The organism is Nocardia sp. SSK8, from assembly GCF_037034205.1.
Classification (GTDB): Bacteria; Actinomycetota; Actinomycetes; order Mycobacteriales; family Mycobacteriaceae; genus Nocardia.
This window is the reverse complement of record NZ_JBAGKD010000001.1, coordinates 680,970-699,954: the sequence shown is the minus strand read 5'-3', so window position 1 is coordinate 699,954 and position 18,985 is coordinate 680,970. Positions and strand designations below refer to the sequence as shown.

The 18,985-nt window shown below is 71.2% G+C and carries 21 protein-coding genes, 1 tRNA gene and 2 pseudogenes; 5 read left to right on the top strand and 19 right to left on the bottom strand.

Going from position 1 to position 18,985, the window contains the following annotated elements; translation table 11 throughout:
• Nucleotides 1–56: 56 nt before the first annotated feature.
• The 8 genes and pseudogenes from WA675_RS03130 to WA675_RS03095 form a co-directional block, all read right to left on the bottom strand.
• The gene (locus WA675_RS03130) at nucleotides 57–1,217 is read right to left on the bottom strand and encodes an ABC transporter ATP-binding protein (RefSeq protein ID WP_336081684.1); all 1,161 of its coding nucleotides are present in this window, start codon (nucleotides 1,215–1,217) and stop codon (nucleotides 57–59) included.
• Complete coding sequence (locus WA675_RS03125; protein ID WP_336081863.1) at nucleotides 1,210–1,860, bottom strand: ABC transporter permease; 651 nt, start codon at nucleotides 1,858–1,860, stop codon at nucleotides 1,210–1,212. The genes WA675_RS03130 and WA675_RS03125 overlap by 8 nt, the downstream gene beginning before the upstream one ends.
• A gap of 342 nt (nucleotides 1,861–2,202) precedes the next feature.
• Nucleotides 2,203–2,376 (bottom strand): annotated as a pseudogene (locus tag WA675_RS27375) (recombination regulator RecX); the annotation flags it as partial.
• Nucleotides 2,377–2,535: 159 nt separating this feature from the next.
• Nucleotides 2,536–2,985: pseudogene (locus WA675_RS27370) on the bottom strand (regulatory protein RecX); the annotation flags it as partial.
• 448 nt (nucleotides 2,986–3,433) lie between these two features.
• Nucleotides 3,434–4,471, bottom strand: a complete 1,038-nt coding sequence (gene recA, locus WA675_RS03110; RefSeq protein WP_336081682.1) for a recombinase RecA — start codon at nucleotides 4,469–4,471, stop codon at nucleotides 3,434–3,436.
• A 186-nt stretch (nucleotides 4,472–4,657) separates the two neighbouring features.
• Complete coding sequence (locus WA675_RS03105) at nucleotides 4,658–5,107, bottom strand: nuclear transport factor 2 family protein (RefSeq protein WP_336081680.1); 450 nt, start codon at nucleotides 5,105–5,107, stop codon at nucleotides 4,658–4,660.
• Between the two features lie 23 nt (nucleotides 5,108–5,130).
• Complete coding sequence (locus tag WA675_RS03100) at nucleotides 5,131–6,009, bottom strand: pyridoxamine 5'-phosphate oxidase family protein (RefSeq protein ID WP_336081678.1); 879 nt, start codon at nucleotides 6,007–6,009, stop codon at nucleotides 5,131–5,133.
• 9 nt (nucleotides 6,010–6,018) lie between these two features.
• A complete protein-coding gene (locus WA675_RS03095; protein ID WP_336081677.1) occupies nucleotides 6,019–6,480 on the bottom strand; it encodes a VOC family protein in 462 nt (153 codons plus the stop codon).
• Between the two features lie 129 nt (nucleotides 6,481–6,609).
• On the opposite strand from WA675_RS03095, the gene WA675_RS03090 reads away from it, so the two are divergent.
• Nucleotides 6,610–7,155 (top strand): CGNR zinc finger domain-containing protein, encoded by a 546-nt coding sequence (locus tag WA675_RS03090; protein WP_336081675.1) that lies wholly within the window; start codon nucleotides 6,610–6,612, stop codon nucleotides 7,153–7,155.
• On the opposite strand, the gene WA675_RS03085 is transcribed toward WA675_RS03090, so the two are convergent.
• From WA675_RS03085 to WA675_RS03065, 5 genes are read right to left on the bottom strand one after another with little or no spacing between them, the layout of a single operon-like run.
• The gene (locus WA675_RS03085; protein ID WP_336081673.1) at nucleotides 7,128–8,354 is read right to left on the bottom strand and encodes a tetratricopeptide repeat protein; all 1,227 of its coding nucleotides are present in this window, start codon (nucleotides 8,352–8,354) and stop codon (nucleotides 7,128–7,130) included. The genes WA675_RS03090 and WA675_RS03085 overlap by 28 nt on opposite strands.
• Nucleotides 8,355–8,361: 7 nt before the next feature.
• On the bottom strand, nucleotides 8,362–8,553 hold the full coding sequence (locus WA675_RS03080; protein ID WP_336081671.1) for a DUF3046 domain-containing protein: 192 nt from the start codon (nucleotides 8,551–8,553) through the stop codon (nucleotides 8,362–8,364).
• A 47-nt stretch (nucleotides 8,554–8,600) separates the two neighbouring features.
• Nucleotides 8,601–9,749 (bottom strand): glycosyltransferase, encoded by a 1,149-nt coding sequence (locus WA675_RS03075; RefSeq protein ID WP_336081670.1) that lies wholly within the window; start codon nucleotides 9,747–9,749, stop codon nucleotides 8,601–8,603.
• A gap of 45 nt (nucleotides 9,750–9,794) precedes the next feature.
• Nucleotides 9,795–10,505: a PIG-L deacetylase family protein gene (locus WA675_RS03070; RefSeq protein WP_336081668.1), complete on the bottom strand. Its 711-nt coding sequence runs from the start codon at nucleotides 10,503–10,505 to the stop codon at nucleotides 9,795–9,797.
• A gap of 31 nt (nucleotides 10,506–10,536) precedes the next feature.
• A complete protein-coding gene (locus tag WA675_RS03065) occupies nucleotides 10,537–10,713 on the bottom strand; it encodes a hypothetical protein (RefSeq protein ID WP_336081666.1) in 177 nt (58 codons plus the stop codon).
• A 208-nt stretch (nucleotides 10,714–10,921) separates the two neighbouring features.
• Here WA675_RS03065 and WA675_RS03060 point away from each other — a divergent pair, with 208 nt between their 5' ends.
• Nucleotides 10,922–12,415 (top strand): carboxylesterase/lipase family protein, encoded by a 1,494-nt coding sequence (locus WA675_RS03060; protein ID WP_336081664.1) that lies wholly within the window; start codon nucleotides 10,922–10,924, stop codon nucleotides 12,413–12,415.
• Nucleotides 12,416–12,475: 60 nt separating this feature from the next.
• Here WA675_RS03060 and pspM read toward each other — a convergent pair whose 3' ends face one another.
• The 5 genes from pspM to pgsA form a co-directional block, all read right to left on the bottom strand.
• On the bottom strand, nucleotides 12,476–13,339 hold the full coding sequence (gene pspM, locus WA675_RS03055; protein ID WP_336081662.1) for a phage shock envelope stress response protein PspM: 864 nt from the start codon (nucleotides 13,337–13,339) through the stop codon (nucleotides 12,476–12,478).
• 69 nt (nucleotides 13,340–13,408) lie between these two features.
• Nucleotides 13,409–14,233: a PspA/IM30 family protein gene (locus WA675_RS03050; RefSeq protein ID WP_336081660.1), complete on the bottom strand. Its 825-nt coding sequence runs from the start codon at nucleotides 14,231–14,233 to the stop codon at nucleotides 13,409–13,411.
• A 196-nt stretch (nucleotides 14,234–14,429) separates the two neighbouring features.
• A complete protein-coding gene (locus WA675_RS03045; protein ID WP_336081659.1) occupies nucleotides 14,430–14,876 on the bottom strand; it encodes a helix-turn-helix domain-containing protein in 447 nt (148 codons plus the stop codon).
• Between the two features lie 91 nt (nucleotides 14,877–14,967).
• Nucleotides 14,968–15,459 carry a CinA family protein gene (locus WA675_RS03040; RefSeq protein WP_336081658.1) on the bottom strand — a complete coding sequence of 164 codons (492 nt, stop codon included), beginning with the start codon at nucleotides 15,457–15,459 and terminating at the stop codon, nucleotides 14,968–14,970.
• Entirely contained in the window at nucleotides 15,456–16,097 is a 642-nt protein-coding gene (gene pgsA, locus WA675_RS03035) for a CDP-diacylglycerol--glycerol-3-phosphate 3-phosphatidyltransferase (protein ID WP_336081656.1), read from the bottom strand. The genes WA675_RS03040 and pgsA overlap by 4 nt, the downstream gene beginning before the upstream one ends.
• 257 nt (nucleotides 16,098–16,354) lie before the next feature.
• Between pgsA and WA675_RS03030 the strand changes: the two genes are divergently transcribed.
• Both WA675_RS03030 and WA675_RS03025 read left to right on the top strand, forming a co-directional pair.
• The gene (locus tag WA675_RS03030) at nucleotides 16,355–16,999 is read left to right on the top strand and encodes an amino-acid N-acetyltransferase (protein WP_336081654.1); all 645 of its coding nucleotides are present in this window, start codon (nucleotides 16,355–16,357) and stop codon (nucleotides 16,997–16,999) included.
• A gap of 31 nt (nucleotides 17,000–17,030) precedes the next feature.
• Nucleotides 17,031–17,315, top strand: coding sequence for a YciI family protein (locus tag WA675_RS03025; protein ID WP_336081653.1), 285 nt, complete (start codon nucleotides 17,031–17,033; stop codon nucleotides 17,313–17,315).
• A gap of 67 nt (nucleotides 17,316–17,382) precedes the next feature.
• Here WA675_RS03025 and WA675_RS03020 read toward each other — a convergent pair whose 3' ends face one another.
• Nucleotides 17,383–18,360: a TerC family protein gene (locus WA675_RS03020; RefSeq protein ID WP_336081651.1), complete on the bottom strand. Its 978-nt coding sequence runs from the start codon at nucleotides 18,358–18,360 to the stop codon at nucleotides 17,383–17,385.
• 416 nt (nucleotides 18,361–18,776) lie between these two features.
• Here WA675_RS03020 and WA675_RS03015 point away from each other — a divergent pair.
• Nucleotides 18,777–18,853 (top strand) — tRNA-Leu (locus WA675_RS03015).
• The last annotated feature ends 132 nt before the right edge of the window (nucleotides 18,854–18,985 follow it).

The following is an 18,985-nucleotide window of genomic DNA, read 5'->3' as shown; positions in this document are numbered from 1 at the left end:
GCTTGGTTCGCCGCCGAGCGACCCGCGCCGGTGGTGAATCCTGCTGGTGGCCGCGGTCATGCCGGTGCCGGTTCGGTCGGGGCCAGATGCGCGATCAGAGTGTCCACGGTGACGATCCCGGCGTAGACGCCCGCGGGATCGACGACGATGGCGGACGCGGTGCGGTCGGTGAGCAGGACGGCGAGGGCGTCTTGCAGGGTGGCGTCCGCGGGCAGGGCGGCGCCGATGGGTGTACCGAGGTCGGTGAGCGAATCCGCGTGGGCGAGTTCGGCAGCCGTGACGCGGCGGGTGGGCCGGAGCCGCTCGTCGAGGACGACGGCCCAGGGGCGGTCAGCCGCGCCCAGCGCCGTGGCCAGGGCGGCGGGAGTGCTGCCCGGCTCGGCGGTGACGCCACGGTCGAGCTCGAGGTCGCCGAGGACAGCCAGGCCGAGGCGATCGATGGCGGGTGTGGCGCCGACGAATCCGGCGACGGTGTCGTCGGCCGGGGCCGCCAGGATGGCGGCGGGGGTGTCGTATTGCAGGATGCGGGAGCGGTCGCCGAGGACCGCGATCCGGTCGCCCAGCTTCACCGCTTCGCCGAAATCGTGGGTGACGAAGACGATGGTCTTGCCGAGTTCGCTCTGCAGGCGCAGCAATTCGTCTTGGAGCAGCGCGCGGGTGATGGGATCGACGGCGCCGAAGGGTTCGTCCATGAGCAGCACCGGCGGGTCGGCGGCCAGTGCGCGGGCGACTCCGACGCGCTGCTGCTGGCCGCCGGAGAGCTGGCGCGGATACCGGCCGCGATAGACGGCGGGGTCCAGGCCGACCAGGTTCAGCATCTCGTCGGTGCGGGCGGCGACCCGCTTGCGGTCCCAGCCGAGCAGGCCGGGCACGGTGGCGATGTTCTTGGCGACGGTGAGATGCGGGAACAGGCCCGCCTGCTGGATGGAATAACCGATGCCGCGGCGCAATTCGTCGGCGTCGATGGTGGCGGCGTCGCGGCCGCCGATGGTGACGGTGCCCGAGCTGGGTTCGATCAGGCGGTTGATCATCCGCATGGTGGTGGTCTTGCCGCAGCCCGACGGGCCGACCAGCACCACGATCTGCCCGGCCGGAATCGTCATGCTGACTTCGTCCACCGCGGGCGCGGTCTGGTCGGGATAGCGTTTGGTGACCCGGTCGAGCACGATCTCGACGCCGGAGACCGCGTCCCCGGGGCGGGTGTCGGTGTCAGTCACGAATTCCCCTCGATATGGTGAGCCGGCCGAGCAGGACCAGGACGCCGTCGAGCGCGAGCGCGAGCACGACGACGAGGACGGTGCCGGTGAGTGCCTGCGGCACCGCGTTGGGACTGCCGAGCCTGCCGAGCCCGGAGATGATCAGATTGCCCAGGCCGGGGCCTTTCGCGTACGCCGCGAGCGCGAGGATGCCCATGATCATCTGGGTGCTGACCCGCATCCCGGTCAGGATGGACGGCCACGCCAACGGCAGTTCGATGGTGGTGAGCAGCCGCAACCGGTTCATCCCGACGCCCCGGGCGGCATCGATCACCGCCGGGTCCACACTCGACAATCCGAGCACGGTATTGCGCAGGATCGGCAGCAGCGCGTATAGCACCAGCGCCACGATGGTGGGTCCGACGCCGAGCCCGAGGAACGGGATCAGCAGCCCGAGCAGCGCGAAGGACGGCACGGTGAGGATCGCGCCCGCCGTGGCGGTGGCGGCCGCCGAGCCCAGCGGGCTGCGGTACACCAGGATCCCGAGCAGCACGGCGATCAGCGTCGCGACCACCAGGGACTGCACCACTGCCGAGACATGCAGATAGGAGTCGAGCAGCAACTGCTCCCGTCGGCTCACCACGAACGACCACAACGCGTCCAGGGTCCACCTCCCCGTAGCTCGGCGGCCACATCAGGCCCTGCTCCCCCGAATGCCCACCCGCATCATGGGTGAAACACTGCGTTCCCACACCCACACCGACCTGCGCGCTACGAAAACACCTGCGCGCAACCATGTTTCATCGGCGACGAATCATCCTACGCGTCACCGCTCCGCGACGCGCCATTTCACACCGGACCACCCACGAACACCTGAGCGGGACCGGTCACGCCGCAACTGGCTACCCAGGCCAGGGCAGGCGTGTCGCGCGGCGTGTTGCGCTCCACCGAAGACGGACCGATTCCGACGACACCCGGCCGCCGCACGTGCGGGGCGGACTTCCCCTCACCGATCGGCTTCGGCCAGTTCGGCTTTCACCACGGAGTAGGCGACCGATGCGCTGTAGCCCCGGCGGGCCAGCATGTCGACCAGGCGGCGGGTGACCTTGGCGCGGTCGAGGTCGGCGGGTAAGGAGCGGATCTTGCGGCGCACCAGGTCGGCGGCGGCCCGTTCGTCACCGGGGACCGGTCTGCGTGCGGCTCGGCGGGTGGGGATCGGTTCGGGCTCGTTGTCGGCGGCGGCGGTGTCGTCTGCCGGGCCCGCGACACCGGCGGGGGCATGCGCGTCGGGCTCGGGAGCGCGTCGGCGCGGCGGCGGGGTGGGTTCGAAACCCGCGTCGGCGAGTTCGGCGGTGACGACGGCGAAGGCGGTCGACTGGTCGTAACCGCGGCGGGCGAGCATGCCGACGAGGCGGCGGGTGGCCTTGTCGCGGTCCAGTTCACGGGAGAGGGTGGCGAGTTTGCGGCGGACCAGATCGGTGGCGCGGGCGCGTTCGGCCTCGTCGGTGACGGCGGCGAGGGCGTCCTCCGCGGCGCCGGGCGCGACACCTTTGTCCCGGAGTTCGCGGTGCAGTGCCTTCTTGCCCCGGCCCGAATAGGTGTGCCGTTCGTGCACCCACTGTTCGGCGAAGGCGGTGTCGTCGACGAGGCCCACCTCGGCCAGTCGGTCGAGCGCGGCCGCGGTGACCTCGAGCCGGAATCCCTTCTCGCCGAGCCGTTTCTCCAGTTCGGCGCGGCTGCGGGCGCGCACGGCCAGCAGGTTCAGGCAGGCGTCTTTGGCCTGCTCCACGGTGGCGCCGGGACGGTCGCCCGGGGCGAGCCGGCGTGTGCCGGCCCGCCTGTCGGGCTCTCCCGGCTCGGATCCGGCCGCCACCGGATCCGCCTGTCGTCCGTCGTCACCACCGACGGCGGTCGACAGGGAGTCTGCTCCCCCGTTCCCCCACTCTTCATGATCGACACCGGTCCGCGCAGCGGAATACCGTGATTTCTCACGATCGGCGAATCCGGTCGGGTGCGCGCGCTGCGGATCGCCCGCACCCGACCGAATTCTCCTCGCACCCGGATCCGCTCGTGCGGCACGAGCCGATCGGGCGAGTTCGGTGCCGCCGTTCCCGGGGTCACCCGCCCGCGTCAGCGATTCCGGCTCGACCTCGATACCGAGGCGGGCCAGCTGCCTGCGCATGTCCTCGACCGGGTCGGCCGAGTCGCGGCGACCGGGGTGCGGCGACCACACGCGATCAGAAGTCGGCGGGCGTGTCGGCCTCGGCGGTCAGGTCGGCGCCGATGCCCAGCTTCTCCTTGATCTTCTTCTCGATCTCGTCGCGCACGTCGGTGTTCTCCAGCAGGAACTTGCGGGCGTTCTCCTTGCCCTGGCCCAGCTGGTCGCCCTCGTAGGTGTACCAGGAGCCGGACTTGCGGATGAAGCCGTGCTCGACGCCCATGTCGATGAGCGAGCCCTCCTTGGAGATGCCCTGGCCGTAGAGGATGTCGAACTCGGCCTGCTTGAACGGCGGGCTCACCTTGTTCTTGACGACCTTCACGCGGGTGCGGTTGCCCACCGCGTCACTGCCGTCCTTGAGGGTCTCGATGCGGCGCACGTCCAGGCGGACCGAGGCGTAGAACTTCAGCGCCTTACCGCCGGTGGTGGTCTCCGGCGAGCCGAACATGACGCCGATCTTCTCGCGCAGCTGGTTGATGAAGATGGCGGTGGTGCCCGAGCTGTTGAGCGCGCCGGTCATCTTGCGCAGCGCCTGGCTCATCAGGCGGGCCTGCAGGCCGACGTGGCTGTCGCCCATCTCGCCCTCGATCTCGGCGCGCGGCACCAGGGCGGCGACGGAGTCGATGACGATGATGTCGATGGCGCCGGAGCGCACCAGCATGTCGGCGATCTCGAGCGCCTGCTCACCGGTGTCGGGCTGGGAGACCAGCAGCGCGTCGGTGTCGACGCCGAGCTTGCGGGCGTACTCCGGGTCCAGGGCGTGCTCGGCGTCGATGAACGCGGCGACACCGCCCGCGGCCTGGGCGTTGGCCACCGCGTGCAGGGCGACGGTGGTCTTACCCGAGGATTCCGGGCCGTAGATCTCCACGACGCGACCGCGCGGCAACCCGCCGATGCCGAGGGCGACATCCAGGGCGATGGAGCCGGTGGGGATGACGGAGATGGGCTGGCGGGCCTCCTCGCCCAGCCGCATGACGGCGCCCTTGCCGAAGCTCTTCTCGACCTGCGCGAGTGCCAGTTCCAGCGCTTTGTCGCGATCGTAGGCCTGCGGTGCCATGGTGTGATCCCCTTCTTCGAGGTGAGTGTCTCTCTGGTTGGCGCCCACAGTAGAGGCCGGCACCGACAAGTTCTGGCGCCCAGATTAGTCGAACACCTATTCGAGTCAAGCGACGCGCCCGGCAACACGCGGACCAGCCCTCGCGACCAGCGATCCCGCCGCGAAACCGGGCGTCACCACCGCGGGTCAGTGCTGCGGCAGCACCGTCTCATCGCCCTCGGCGCGGGGCCCGAGGATCCGGCGCTCGGACTCCGCGATGGGCACGTCGTTGATACTCGCCTCCCGGCGCGCCATCCGCCCGTCCGGCGCGAACTCCCACTGTTCGTTGCCGTAGCTGCGCCACCACTGCCCCGTCGCGTCGTGCCATTCGTACTGGAAACGCACGGCGATGCGGTTGTCGTGGAAGGCCCACAGGTCCTTGCGCAGGGCGTAGCCGTTCTCGGCGGCCCATTTGCGGGTGAGGAACTCCACGATCGCGGCGTGACCGGTGAAGAACTCGTCACGATTACGCCACACCGAGTCCTCGGTGTAGGCCGCGGCGACCCGCTCGGGATCCCGGGTGTTCCAGGCGTTCTCGGCGGCCCGCACCTTGGCGCGGGCGGTCTCGAGATCGAACGGGGGCAGGGGTGGTCGCATGACAGCGCGCCTTTCGTGAGTGGTCAGGGATTGGCCGGGGACAGGTCGGGCGGCCCCCAGCGCAAGGGCAGGGCGGCGGGCCGTTCGAGGACCGCCTCGACGGTGAAGTCGATCGAGCACTGCGCGCCGGGGGTGGACGTACCGGCATCCCAGCGGATGTCCGCCGTGCCGGTCAGCTGGAGCAACGTTCCGCTCGACCAGTCGGCGACGAGCAGCCCGCAGCGCGGCTGTACCGCGAGATTGCCCAGGGTCATGAACATCGAGTTGCCGCGATAGTCCGGCCAGCGCAGCTCCGTCGGCGAAAATACCTGGAGGAAGCCGGGATTGCCGCCGCGATGGGAGGCGTCGGCCCGGCCCTCGGCATCGGCGGTGGCCACGAAGAAGGTGTCGGCGGTGCCGAGCATATGAGCCTGAGCTTCGGTCAGCGCCGTGCCGTGCCGGACGGCGCCGGGTCCGTCGGTGACATACTCGCGGAGCTGCCTGCGCGAGATGTACTTCGGGCAGTTCGCGTACACCTGCTCGGTGCTGATCCGCAGCCCGCCCGGCCGCGCCACCGAGTCGCCGTTGACCCGCATCCGCCTGCGGCGTTGCGGTTGCAGGGCGATCAGGCCCACCGGCAGGTCACCGGCCAGCGCCGTGGCCAGCGGGTCGGCGGGGCCGGGCACGGTGTCGATGTCGATGGTGGTGGCGTCGACCGCGTGTACGAAGCCGGCGGGCCCGGTGAGCGGACTGGCCCACAGCCGTCCCGCCGGGTCCGCCCCGGCCAGCACCACCATCGGCTGGTCGGCCAGGAAGGCCGCGGCGACCGCGGGGATATCGGGGCGGATCGTGCGGCCGACCCGGGCGGCGAGCCCGTCCTGACCCAGCCGCCGCTGTACGGCCAGCTCACCGGGATGGAACATCGCCCGGCCTCAGAAGAAGCCGCAGGTCGGCGCGGCACCCGCGGGGGCGGGAGCGGCCTCGGCACCGGCCGGGGCGTACACCTCGAGCCGGATGCCGTCGGGATCGGCGAAGAAGACGCCACCGGAGGAGGCGCCCTCGCCGTGCGCGACCACGCCCTCGTGGAAGAACTCGGCGCCCAGCGCGCGCAGGGCCGACTCGGCGGCGCGGACCGCGTCGAGATCGGCGACCTGGAACGCCAGGTGGTGCAGGCCTGGTGTGCCGGTGGAGAATTCGCCGCTGCTCTGCTGCCACAGGGTGAGCACAAGCGCCCCGCCCGTGCCGAGGAAGGCCCAGCGGCGGGCGCCGTCGACCCCGCCGCCGAGCTGCTCGAAGCCGAGGCCGCGGCGATAGAAGTCCACGGAGCGCTCGAGGTCGGTGACATTGAGCCCGACGTGGCCGGTGGTGAGTGCGGGCGCGCTGACGGTGGTCATGATGTCCTCCCGGAACAAGTAACCGTTCATAGTTTGTTGAACGGTTAGACCGTAGAACGACAGCACCACAGTCGTCAACCCTTGAAATTGATATAGCCGGTTAGGAAGGTGGAGTTGATAGCCTCAGGCATGCGCGATCCCCGTCCGCACTCCGGCGAACCACCCGCTCTCGACCTGCTCAACACGCGGTGGCAGGGGGGCGAACCCGGTGATCTGCTCGCCGATCTCGACGGTTTGCGCATTTGGCTGGCGCTGCTCGGCCTCACCGAGCGGGTGCCCGTCGACCCGCGCACCCTCGCCGCCGTCCGCACCGCACGCGACGCCGTGCACGGGGCCCTCACCCGCGCCGAGTACGGCCCGATCAACGAGGTTCTCGCCCACGGCCGGATCCGCCGCGAACTCACCGCCGACGGCCCGCGCGAGCTCCCCGAACTCGACGACCCCGCCTGGCTCCCCGGCTGGCTGGCCGCCGACGACCTGCTGCGCCTGTTCGCCGAGGCACCGCACCGGATCCGCCAGTGCGCCCATCCCGACTGCGTGCTGTTCTTCTACGACACGTCCAAGAACGGCACCCGACGCTGGCATTCCATGGCGACCTGCGGCAATCGCGCCAAGGCCGCCCGGCACTACGCCAAGGCGGCGGAGCCTCAGAACAGTTCGTCGAGCAGCCGGTAGTAGTCGAGCCTGCCACGATCGGGGTCGGGCAGGCCGTAGGCGGTGAAGAAGGCGCGCACCGCGTCGGCGCCGAAATCCCCGGCCAGGTCGCGCTCGGCCAGCGCCAGATCGCGGTAGCGGTCGGCGCGGCCCAGCGCCCCGACATCGAGCAGCCGCCCATCGGTGAGCACATTGCCGGGGGTGAAATCGCCGTGCGTGACGACCAGGTCCTCCTCGGCCGGGCGCCGCGCGCGCAGCCGGTCGAGGACCTCGGCGGGGGTGAGCGCGCGATGGTCGTCGTCGAAATCGGCCGGATCGGCGAAGCCCTCGACGACGGCGCGGTGGGCCTGCGCGAGGGTCACGTCGAGGCCGCCGTCGAAAGGACAGCGCGCGACCGGCAGCGCGTGCAGGGCGCGCAGCACGGTCCCCATCAGGGTGCCGATCTCCCGCGGTTCCGGTGCGGCGCTCGCGAGCGACGGCGCGCCCGCGTCGGCGAGCACGAGCACGTCCTCGGCGAAGGCGGCGACCTCCGGAACCGCGATCCCGGTGTCGCGCAGCCAGATCAGCCGCTCGTACTCGGCCACCGCGCGCGGTCCGCGCTTGATCCAGTGCCCGCCCGCGCGCAGCAGATTGCCGCCGCGCCCCTCGTGGTCGCCGGACCAGGCGGGCAGCGGCCCGAGGACGGCGGTGACGGCCGGAGGCAGCGGCAGGGCCAGCTCATCGAGGTGGTCCAGGGCGGCCCGGGTGGACTCGATGAGTTCGGAATCGCCCTCGGCCACCCGCAACCGCATCGCCTCGTTGAGCAGCTCCCTGGCCTCGCGCGGGCGATGCTGTTCGGCCAGCGACTTGCCCAGGTGGTGGGCGGCGAACGAGACCAGATCGGGGTCGTCCAGAGCCCGGCTGACATCGAGCGCGCGCCGGTAGAGGGTCTCGGCGTGGCCGGGTTCGCCCTGGTAGCGGTAGACGTCGGCCAGATTGATCCAGACGGTGACGCGCCGCTGCTCGGTATCGGCCAGCACCAGCGCCTGGTCCAGCCGGTCGAGGGCTTGTTCGTAGCGGCCGAGCAGCATCAGGGCGATGCCCAGCCTGCGCAGTCCCGCGAAGTCGTGCGGGTCGGCGACCGCGACCCGGGCCGCCAGGGTCTCCGGGTCGACCGGGATCATCCGCAGCCGCTCGTCGAACCGGTACGGGGGCGGCGGGTTCTGCGCGGTCACGGCCATGGTCCGGTCACCACCGCGACCGGGGGACGTCGAATTCGGCGCACAGCGCGCGCCACACGTCCCTGGGGTCGATGCCCGCCTCGATGGCGGCCGCGCCGGTCCGGCCGAACGCCGGGATGACGTGGTCGGCGAGCAGGGCGTCGGCACGCGCCGTGCCGAACTGGGTGTGCATCAGTTCCTGGAATTCGGTCAACCGCACGCTGCCCAAGATACCCGCGCTCGGTGACCACCGTCGCGGCCGGATATTCAGCCCGCGGCCCGATGACAGATCTCGACCGGATCCTCGACCTTCGTGCCGCTCTCGGCCGCCCGGCGCGCCGCGGCGGTGAAGGCGGGGTCGTCGAGCACCTGGCGGACCGCGGCGCCGACCGCCTCGGGCGTGAGCGGACGCACCAGCAGCGAACTGCCCTGGCGGACGGCGCGATTGGCCAGTTCCCACTGGTCGCCGCCGCCGGGCACGGTGACCACCGGCACGCCCGCGGCCAGGGATTTGGCCAGCAGGCCGTGGCCGCCGCCCCCGACGACGACCGCGGCGTGAGTGAGTAGTTCGTCCTGGCGGCCCAGCCCCGCGGTGGCCCAGCCGGGCAGGTCGGCGGGCGGGGTGTCCAGGGTCGAGATCGCCACCCGCACATCGCGTCCGGTCAGGCCGTCGAGCACGGTCTCGGCCATGGCGGCCACGCCGGTTTGCGCGGTCGAGGGGGCCACCATCACCAGCGGGGCCTGCCCCGGCGGCAGCGGGAGGACGGCGTCGGTGGGTTCCCACAGCAGCGGGCCGACGACGTGGGTGTCGGCGGGCCAGTCCGGCCGGTCCACCTCCAGGGCGGGCAGGGTGGCCACCAGCCGGGCGGTGGGGCCGGGGTCCTCGGCGGGCAGGCCGATGCTCTCCCGGGCGGCGCCGCGCTGGCGGTGCCCGGTCCGCACGGCGCGCGCGGTCATCGTGCGCAGCACGCCGTCGCGGACCCGGCCGCGCACGCCCTCGCCCGGTGCCAGTCCGCTGCCGATCGGCGGCAGCGCCTTCGACGGCAGGTACAGCGGGTGCGGGGACAGTTCCACCCAGGGCAGCCGCAGCCGCTCGGCGGCCATCCCGCCACCGGCGGTGAGCACGTCGGAGACGACGAGGTCGGGCAGCATCGCGCTGAGTTCGGGCAGGTTCTCGGTGGCGATGTGGGCGGCGCGCTCGTGGATGCGCGCGCCCGCGTCGGCGTCGTCGTCGACGGCGCGCGGCGCGAGACCCTTGAGCCTGCGCACACTGATGCCCGCCGCGCGCGCGGGCTCGATCCAGCGCGGACCGGTGAACAGCACCGGTTCGTCACCGGCCGCCAGCAATCGCAGACACAACGCGATCGCGGGAAACGCATGCCCCGGATCGGGCCCGGCCACCACGGCAATTCGCATGCGCCACAGCCTGCCACACCCGATCGGGGCGAATCGTGGCGCGCCTCAGCCGGCGAAGGTGAACAGTTCGAAGCCCACCGCGTGCGCGGCAGGGAAGCCGTCCTTGGGCCCGGTGGCCTGCTCGACGATGGCGCGCACCTGGTCCTCGACCGGCTCCGGGCTGAGAACCTGCAGGTAGCGGCGGTGTGCGGCGAGCGAGGCGCGGGCCTGCTCGAGGTAGGCGCCGACGTCGACGGCGTGGGTGACCACCGGGCCCATCACCGCGGCCCAGCGCGCCGACCACGGGGCGAGCTCGGCCAGCTCGGGGAAGATCCACTCGTTGCCCGCGTCGGAGACGGCGTCCATCGCCGAGCGCCCGACGGCGCGGTGATCGGCGCTGTTGACGAATCCCGGTGCCCAGGTGTCGCCGAAGTTGAACAGCACCACCATCTCCGGGCGATGCCTGCGCAGCGCGGCCGCCAGATCGCGGCGCAGGGCCAGGCCCTCCTCGACGCGCCCGTCGGGATGGTCGAGGAACTCCACGGTGTGCACACCGACCTCGCGCGCGCCCGCGATCTCCTCGATCTCGCGCAACGGGCCCGCCTGCGCGGGCGGCATGCCCGCGATCCCGGCCTCGCCGCGGGTGACCAGCAGATACCGGATGTCCTTGCCCTGCTGCGTCCAGCGGGCGACGGCGGCGGCCGCGCCGTACTCGATGTCGTCGGGATGCGCGACGATCACCAACCCGCGCTGCCAGTCCTCGGGTAACTGTTCCACCCGGCCCATGCTAAGCGCACCCGCCGACCGGTTACTGCTTGCTGAGCGGGCTCTTCTCGTTCGCGCCGGTGACCGCCTTGTACAGCAGGTAGACGCCGGTACCGATCGCGGCGATCACCAGGATCGGCAACAGTGCCTTGATCAGCGCGCCGATGATCCAGATCGCGAGCACCGCGACGACGACCATGCCGATGACTTTCCAGACCATGACGAGACTCCTTGCCGGTTCCGCGACCGCCGTCCGGCGATCCGTTCCCTCGATGCTCCCATTCCAGCGGCGAGAAATCACCAGGTCAGCACCGATATCCGGGTGGAGATCAGGGTTCACCCCGAGACCGTGGGCACCGGAGCGGCCAAAGCCCGCACCCGCGCCGGGCCCGGGATCCATAATCGGGGCTCAGCGCTAGGAGGAGCCCATGGAACCCATCGTCACGATCGCCGGTGGCGCGATCCGCGGCCGCACCGAGTACGGCGTCACCCGGTTTCTGGGGGTGCCGTACGCGGCGGCGCCGGTCGGGCCGCGGCGCTTCCGGCTGCCCGAGCCCGCACTCGCCTGGGACGGGGTGCGCGAGGCCACCGCGATGGGCGCCACCTGCGCGCAGTCGCCGTATCCGGCGCCGATCCACGCCCTGCTGGGCAGCGACGGGATCCCCGGCGACGAGTACCTGAACGCGAACGTGTGGACCCCGGACCCGGCGGGCAGCGGCCTGCCGGTGCTGGTGTGGATCCACGGCGGGGCGTTCGTGCGCGGGTCCAATGCCCGCGCCATCTACGACGGCACCGCGTTCGCCCGCGACGGGGTGGTGCTGGTGTCGATCAACTACCGGCTCGGGGTGTCGGGGTTCGCCGTGCTCGACGGCGCGCCGCGCAATCGCGGCCTGCACGATCAGCTGCACGCGCTGCGCTGGGTGCGCGACAATATCGCCGCGTTCGGCGGCGACCCGGACAATGTGACGATCTTCGGCGAGTCCGCGGGTGGGATGAGTGTGGCGGCGCTGATCGCCGCGCCGCAGTCGGCGGGCCTGTTCCGCCGGGCGATCGTGCAGAGCGCCAACGGGGCGGTAGCCGCCGATCCCGACGACGCGCGCCGGGTCTCGGCCGCGCTGGCCGCCGAACTCGGGATCGCGCCGACCGCCGCCGATTTCGGCGAGCTCGGCCCCGACGCGCTGCGGACCGCGCAGAACGCGGTGGCGCTGGCGGTGATGATGGATCCCGATCCGCAGCGCTGGGGCGGCACGGTGATCGAGCAGGGGCTGGGCATCATGAGCCTGTTCCCGGTGCGCGACGACGACCTCGTGCCCGGTCCGGCCACCGAGGTCCTGGCCGCGCATCCCGAGCGCGCGGTACCGCTGATCATCGGCACCACCGCCGACGAGTTCCGGTTCTTCACCGTGCCGACCGGTCTCGCCGCCGGAATCACCGCCGACACCCTGCCGTTCGTGCTGACCCGCTACGGCATCGATCCCGCGGTGGCCGCGACGTATTCGGCCCAGCGGCCGGACGCGACCGCGCCGGAGATCTTCAACGCGATCCTCACCGACTGGTGTTTCCGCTCCGGCACCCTGGACTTCGCCGACGCCAACGCCGCAGGGGCCCCGACCCACGTCTACGAATTCGCCTGGCCCACCGGGATCTCCGGCCTCGGCGCCTGCCACGTGCTGGAGATCCCGTTCGTCTTCGACGCCCTGGCCGCCGCGCACACCCTCACCGGCCCGCGGCCGCCCCAGGACCTGGCCACCGAGATGCACACGGCCTGGGTCCGTTTCGCCACCGACGGCACCGTCGACTGGCCCGCCTACACCCCCGACGCCACCCACGTCCGCCTCTTCGACTTCCCCGAATCCTCCACCGTCACCGACCTGCGCACCGCCGAACTCGAGGCGCTGCGCGCGGCGGTCCCCCGCGCCTGAACGCACGGGACCGGCCCCGCGTGGGTCGCGGGGCCGGTCCGGGTGGTGGATCCGAGGGAGCTAATCCCGGTGCAGCGCACCGAGATCGGGACCGTGGTCGGCCATGTCGGTGAGGGCCTGGGCCCAGCCGTCGAGGCGATCGGCGGCCTCGCGCAGGTCGGCGACGATGCCGTGGAACTGGTAGGCGACGACGGTGTCCTCGGGGACGGCGAGAATGCGGGCGGCCGCGGCGACGAGCTGTTCGTACTCGACGACGCCGCCCGCCAGGCGGGAGACCACCTCGCCGACGGTGGATTTCAGGGCCGCGACGGTCTCCGGGTTGGCTCGGCCGACGGTGTCGGCGGCCTGTTCCATGGCGACCACGTCGGCGGCGAGGGCGTGCAGGGCGGCGGCGCCGGAGCCCGCCGTGTCGAGCAGGTCGCGCAGTTCGTCCTCGGGCAGGCGGCGAGTGCGGGCGATCTGCGCGCCGAGCCCGTGCAGGGCCCGTTCCGCCCGGATGAGCCGCTGGATCGACGCCCGCGCCGCCGAGCGGACACCCGGGGACTTCCGCGCCACGAACGCCGCCTGCGGCAGCGGCTTGTCGCGCAGTTGCAGATAGCGCCGGGCACTGAGCGCGGTCCCGGTGACGAAGGCGACCGCGCCACCGCCGATCACCACCACGGCCCAGGCGGGCGCCGACACCACGGCCAGCCCCACCGCCCCGACCGTGGTGATCCCGGACGCGGTCCCGAGCTGAAAACTCCGCCGCCGCGCCCGCCGCCGACGCCGCAACTCCCGCTCCCGCGGGTCGGCCCAGCGCCGCACGGCCACCAGCGCCTGCTCCCCGACCCCACGCAGGGTCGCGGGCACCCCACCGGCCGCCGTCTGCGCGACAGCCGCCGACTCGACACCCTCGGCGCGCGGCCGCCGCGTCTTCCCGCTCATCTTTCGATCCTTCCGCCCCGGTCCCGCTGCTCGGTGAGGGGCCGCCGCGCGGGCGGCCCCTGATCCCGGCTACTGCTGGGTGGCCTGGCCTTTGTTGATCTGGGGCGGCTGGGCGGGCTGCTGCTTGGCCGGGTCGATGGCGGCCGCGTTGTTGCCGGTGGGCAGGGCGTCGCCACGCATCGAGGCGCGGATCTGCTCGAGCTTGCTGTGCCCGGCCATCTGGATGCTGGCCTGCTGGACTTCCATCATCCGGCCCTGGACCGAGTTCTGGGCCAGTTCGGCGGCACCGAGGGCGTCGGCGTAGCGGCGTTCGATCTTGTCACGCACCGCGTCCAGGCTCGGGGTGGAGCCGGGGGCGGACAGGGTCGAGTCCATCCGCTGCAGCGAGGCCGAGACCTGCTCCTGCATCTTGGCCTGCTCGAGCTGGCTGAGCAGCTTGGTGCGCTCGGCGACCTTCTGCTGCAGCATCATCGCGTTCTGCTCGACCGCCTTCTTGGCCTGCGCGGCGGCCTGCAGCGACTGGTCGTGCAGCACCTTGAGGTCTTCCACCGACTGCTCGGCGGTGACCAGCTGCGCGGCGAACGCCTCGGCGGCGTTGGTGTACTGGATCGCCTTCTCGGTGTCGCCCGCGGCGGCCGCCTGATCGGCCAGCGTGACGGCCTGCCGGGCGTTGGCATTGAGCTTCTCGACCTCGTCGAGCTGGCGGTTCAGCTTCATCTCCAGCTGACGCTGATTACCGATCACCGACGCCGCCTGCTGCGACAGCGCCTGGTGCTGACGCTGCGCCTCCTCGATAGCCTGCTGAATCTGGACCTTCGGATCCGCATGCTCCTCGATCTTGGAATCGAAGAGGGCCATCATGTACTTCCAGGCCTTCACGAACGGATTAGCCATCGATTGATCCCGCCTCCATCTGTGCGTCGCTCGTGCGACTGGTGGTGCGCGACCGTCACGCACCAGATACGTGCTTATCCTTCACCATGCGGCACCCGGGCCGGCGCGACCGGCCCGTTTCGACGCCTGAGAAGAATCTATCCGTTCTCCGCGGCGGTGTGCAGCGTCTCGCGCGCCCGGGCGTGGGTTCGCCGCGTCACATTCCCTTCACCAGGACCAGCATCTCGGCGCGCGGCGCCGGGATGACGATGCGGGTGTCCTCGGCGATCCCGATGCGCGGACCCTGCTCGGCCGCGGCGCTCGCGGTGGCGGGGACCTCGCCCGCGTCCGGCTCGGCCGGGGCGGCGGGCTCGGCCGCGGCGGGTTCGGCGGCCGGGCCGGTCAGCGCGGGCTCGCGCGGCGCCGAGCCGTCGGCACCGGCCATGATGGTGCTCACGTCCCACAGCACCCGCGACAGCGGCACGTCCAGTGCCTCGCAGATGGCGGCGAGCAGTTCACTGGAGGCTTCCTTGCGGCCGCGCTCCACTTCCGACAGATAGCCGAGGCTCACGCGCGCCGAGGTGGACACCTCGCGCAGCGTTCGATGCTGGGCGAGACGCGCACGCCGCAGACTGTCCCCGATTGCCTCCCGCAGCAGCGTCATCTCGTTCTCCTCCACCTCGTGTCACCGCCGTAGCGGTGTTCACCTCTTTCTGGCACAACGTCGCGCATCGGCCGGTGGTTCCCGGCCGCGGCTAGTTCGTCGTCACACAGCGCAACAACTCCCGCACCGCGCTGTGCACCGCACCGATTCTGATCGTCCATCGGTCACCGTGCAGTTTCAACCGGACCACTTCGCTGTGTCGTGGACCGGCCAATCCGAGATATACCGTCCCGACCGGGTGCCCGTCCTGGGAATCGGGTCCGGCGACTCCGGTGAGCCCGACACCCCAGTCCGCGCCGCAACGTGTCCGCGCGCCGACGGCGAGCTGTTCGGCGGTCGAGGCCGCCACCGGCCCGTCGGCCCGGAGGATCGCGTCGTCGACGCAGGCCAGCCCGCTTTTGAGGTCGGTCGCGTACACGATCAACCCGCCGCGCAGCACCGCGCTGGCACCCGGTACTCCGGCCACGGTAGCCGCCAGCAGGCCCGCGGTCAGCGATTCGGCGGTGGCGACGGTCTGTCCCGCCGTGAGCAGCGCCGCGACCAGCTCGGCGACCGGCGCGCCGTCGACGAGCGGATCGCTCACGAGCGTGACTCGCCGCGCGCCCGGCCGCCTGCCAGCCACAACCGGGCGGCCTGGCCGACGTAGTCCAGGCCGGTGATCACCGTCAGCGCCACGGCCAGGTACATCAGCCACATGCCCGCGGTCTGGTAGGCGCCCGACAGCGGCAACAGCAGCAGCGCGATGGCCACCGACTGCACCAGCGTCTTGAGTTTGCCGCCGCGGCCCGCCGGGATCACCCCGCGCCGCACGACCACCAGCCGCAGCAGCGTGATGCCGATCTCGCGGCCGCAGATGACCAGGGTGATCCACCAGGGCAGATCGCCCAGGATCGACAGCGCGACCAGCGCTGATCCGATCAGCGCCTTGTCCGCGATGGGGTCGGCGAGCTTGCCGAAATCGGTCACCAGACCGTATTTGCGGGCCAGTTGCCCGTCGAAGCGGTCGGTGATCGCGGCCAGGCCGAAGATCGCGGCGGCGGCGATGCGCCAGCGGGTGTCGTGCCCACCGCCGGCGAACAGGGCCAGCACGAACAGCGGGACCAGCACGATCCGCGCGATGGTCAGCACATTGGCGATATTGAGCAACGGAACATGGGTATCGACGCGCTCGGACACCGCGTGCCCATACCCACGATCGATTTCTTCAGGTCGCACGCTCATGCTGCTTCCATCCGGCATGCGCGGGCGCGCTGCGTGGTCACGCAGGCTGCCTCCTCCGCGCGCTGACCTCTCATGCCCTGGCCCTCTCGGCATCCCCCGGCACTGCGCCGCCGTCCACTCCGGTCGCGCGCGGTTTGCTCGCGCGCGAGGCGCCGCCCGGTCCGGTCGACGGGCCCGGCGCGATGCGGTGAGCGGATCGACAGGATGTGCGGCACATGTTCAGACTATCGGTAACCGGGCCGACTACTGTGCACCCCATGACCTCACGGGGACCACTGGGTGGTTCGACCAGCGACGCGCACTCCGCCGCGCCCACTGTGGCGCCTGTTCCCGCGGTGTCCGATGGCGGCGCCTCCGAGGGCCCTGCGTGGTCACGCTCCGCTACCGCCTCCGGGCCCACCGGAGGCGCCGACGTCGTCGTCCGACGCGCGCGAACCTCCGACGTGCCCGTGATCAAGCGCCTGGTCGACGAGTACGCGGGCCGCATCCTGCTGGAGAAGAACCTGGTCACCCTCTACGAGTCGGTGCAGGAGTTCTGGGTGGCCGAACTCGACGGCACGGTCGTCGGCTGTGGCGCATTACACGTGCTGTGGGCCGATCTGGGCGAGGTGCGCACGGTGGCCGTGGATCCCGTCGTCAAGGGCCGCGGGGTGGGCGGCGCGGTGGTCGACCGGCTGGTCGCGGTCGCGCGGGACCTGCAGCTGCAGCGGCTGTTCGTGCTGACCTTCGAGGTGGACTTCTTCGGCCGCCACGGTTTCGTCGAGATCGACGGCACACCCGTCACCGCCGAGGTGTACGCCGAGATGTGCCGCTCCTACGACACCGGTGTCGCCGAATTCCTCGACCTGAGCTATGTGAAGCCGAACACCCTCGGCAACACCCGCATGCTGCTGACCCTCTGACCGCAGTCTCCCTCGCCAGAAAGTGATCGACGTGCCGATCTTCGCTGTCCACTACACCTACTCCGAGGCCACCGCCGCCGACCGGGCCACGAACCGCCCCGAGCACCGGGCCTGGCTCGACGCCTTGGTCGACGCGGGCACCGTGCTGAGCAGCGGCCCCTACCCGGACGGCACGGGCGCGCTGCTGCTGTTCCGCGCCGAGGACGCGCCCTGGCTCACCGACCTGCTCACCGAGGACCCCTTCGCGAAGCTGGGCCTGATCGACGCCGTGCGCGTGGTCGAGTGGCTGCCGGTGATGGGCGCCTTCGCCAGCTGACCCCGGACACGGCACTGCCCGGAACCTGGTCCAGGTTCCGGGCAGTGTCCGTTCAGGCGGCGTTCGGTCAGGCGGCGGTGCGGCGGGTGCGCAGCAGGCTCGCTACCGTGGCGACGACCAGGATGCCGATGATGACCCCCAGCGAGACCGCCGTGGAGATCTCCGGGACGCTCACGTGCTCGCCCCCGTTGACGAACGGCAGCGTGTTCTCGTGCAGCGCGTGCAGCACGAGCTTGATACCGATGAAGGCCAGGATCGCGGCCAGCCCGTAGGACAGGTAGACGAGGCGATCGAGCAGCCCGCCGATCAGGAAGAACAGCTGGCGCAGACCCATCAGGGCGAAGGCGTTGGCGGTGAACACCAGGTACGGCTGTTCGGTGAGGCCGTAGATGGCCGGGATGGAGTCCAGGGCGAACAGCAGGTCGGCGAAGCCGATGGCCAGCAGCGCCATCAGCAGCGGAGTCACCACCCGGCGGCCATCGACCTTGGTCACGAGCTTGTCGCCGTCGTACTGGTCGGTGGTCGGCAGGATCCGCTTGGCCAGCGCGACGATGCGGCTGTCGCGTTGTTCCTCGTGCTCGACCTCGTGCCCGCTCTCGCGCAGCAGCTTGACCGCGGTGAAGATCAGGAACGCGCCGAACAGGTAGAACACCCAGCTGAACGCGCTGATCGCGGCCGCGCCGACGGCGATGAACACACCACGCATGACCAGCGCCAGCACGATGCCGATCAGCAGCACCTTCTGCTGGTAGATGCGCGGTACCGCGAAGGTGCTCATGATGATCAGGAAGATGAACAGGTTGTCCACCGAGAGGGCCTTCTCGGTGACGAAACCGGCGTAGTACTCCCCGGCGAAGGTGCCGCCCCATTTCCAGGCGACGAACAGGCCGAACAGCAGGGCCAGGCCGATGTAGACGGCCGACCACAGCCCCGATTCCTTGAAGGTCGGCTCGTGCGGGGTCCGCACATGGGCGAAGAAGTCGAAGACGAACAAGCCGAGGATCACCACACCGGTGATCACCCACTCGAGCGTGGTCACCTGCATGTGGTGGTCCGATCGATGAAGTTCATGTCGCCCATCATGCCTGAAATGTCCGTTTCAGTCGCGTTGCGGAACGATTGCCCGTCATGATTTCACACACAGCGTCGGTGACCCGCGCGCGGCCCACTCGGCGCGCGGAAAATCCGTTTCGCCACCGGGTCCCGGCTTGCTACCGTCGGTACGCCGTCGACCACCTACCGGCACCACGAGAGGAGCCCGCCGTGACCCCGTCCACCGCACCGTACGAACGCCGTGCCGCCATGCCCCGGCAGCTCCTGGATGCCGCGGCGCCGCTACGCCTTTCGCGCGTCGGCTGACCGGCCCCTCGGGCCCGATCCGGACATTCCTTCCCACGCAGGCCGCGCGCCTGCGCTTCCGCCGTACCCGGTCCGCTCCGCGGGCCAGGGGCGATCCCCCGTTCCCTCGTAGCCCAATTGGCAGAGGCACCGGTCTCAGGTACCGGCCAGTGCGAGTTCGACTCTCGCCGAGGGAACCACGGCTCACGCAGGTGCGGACGGGCTCTCATAAGGCCCGTACTCGCGGTTCGACTCCGCGGTGAGCTACGGTCCCTCCTCGTCCGTCGCCGCCTGCTCCCGGCACGGCCAGAGCAAACCAGCAGGACGCGCCG

Coding starts and splice junctions, on each gene's coding strand:
- recA (WP_336081682.1), bottom strand. CDS start 4,471: ATGGCACCGCAGGCCTACGATCGCGACAAAGCGCTGGAACTGGCACTC.
- WA675_RS03105 (WP_336081680.1), bottom strand. CDS start 5,107: ATGCGACCACCCCTGCCCCCGTTCGATCTCGAGACCGCCCGCGCCAAG.
- WA675_RS03100 (WP_336081678.1), bottom strand. CDS start 6,009: ATGTTCCATCCCGGTGAGCTGGCCGTACAGCGGCGGCTGGGTCAGGAC.
- WA675_RS03095 (WP_336081677.1), bottom strand. CDS start 6,480: ATGACCACCGTCAGCGCGCCCGCACTCACCACCGGCCACGTCGGGCTC.
- WA675_RS03090 (WP_336081675.1), top strand. CDS start 6,610: ATGCGCGATCCCCGTCCGCACTCCGGCGAACCACCCGCTCTCGACCTG.
- WA675_RS03085 (WP_336081673.1), bottom strand. CDS start 8,354: ATGGCCGTGACCGCGCAGAACCCGCCGCCCCCGTACCGGTTCGACGAG.
- WA675_RS03075 (WP_336081670.1), bottom strand. CDS start 9,749: ATGCGAATTGCCGTGGTGGCCGGGCCCGATCCGGGGCATGCGTTTCCC.
- WA675_RS03065 (WP_336081666.1), bottom strand. CDS start 10,713: ATGGTCTGGAAAGTCATCGGCATGGTCGTCGTCGCGGTGCTCGCGATC.
- WA675_RS03060 (WP_336081664.1), top strand. CDS start 10,922: ATGGAACCCATCGTCACGATCGCCGGTGGCGCGATCCGCGGCCGCACC.
- pspM (WP_336081662.1), bottom strand. CDS start 13,339: ATGAGCGGGAAGACGCGGCGGCCGCGCGCCGAGGGTGTCGAGTCGGCG.
- WA675_RS03050 (WP_336081660.1), bottom strand. CDS start 14,233: ATGGCTAATCCGTTCGTGAAGGCCTGGAAGTACATGATGGCCCTCTTC.
- WA675_RS03045 (WP_336081659.1), bottom strand. CDS start 14,876: ATGACGCTGCTGCGGGAGGCAATCGGGGACAGTCTGCGGCGTGCGCGT.
- pgsA (WP_336081656.1), bottom strand. CDS start 16,097: ATGAGCGTGCGACCTGAAGAAATCGATCGTGGGTATGGGCACGCGGTG.
- WA675_RS03030 (WP_336081654.1), top strand. CDS start 16,355: ATGACCTCACGGGGACCACTGGGTGGTTCGACCAGCGACGCGCACTCC.
- WA675_RS03020 (WP_336081651.1), bottom strand. CDS start 18,360: ATGCAGGTGACCACGCTCGAGTGGGTGATCACCGGTGTGGTGATCCTC.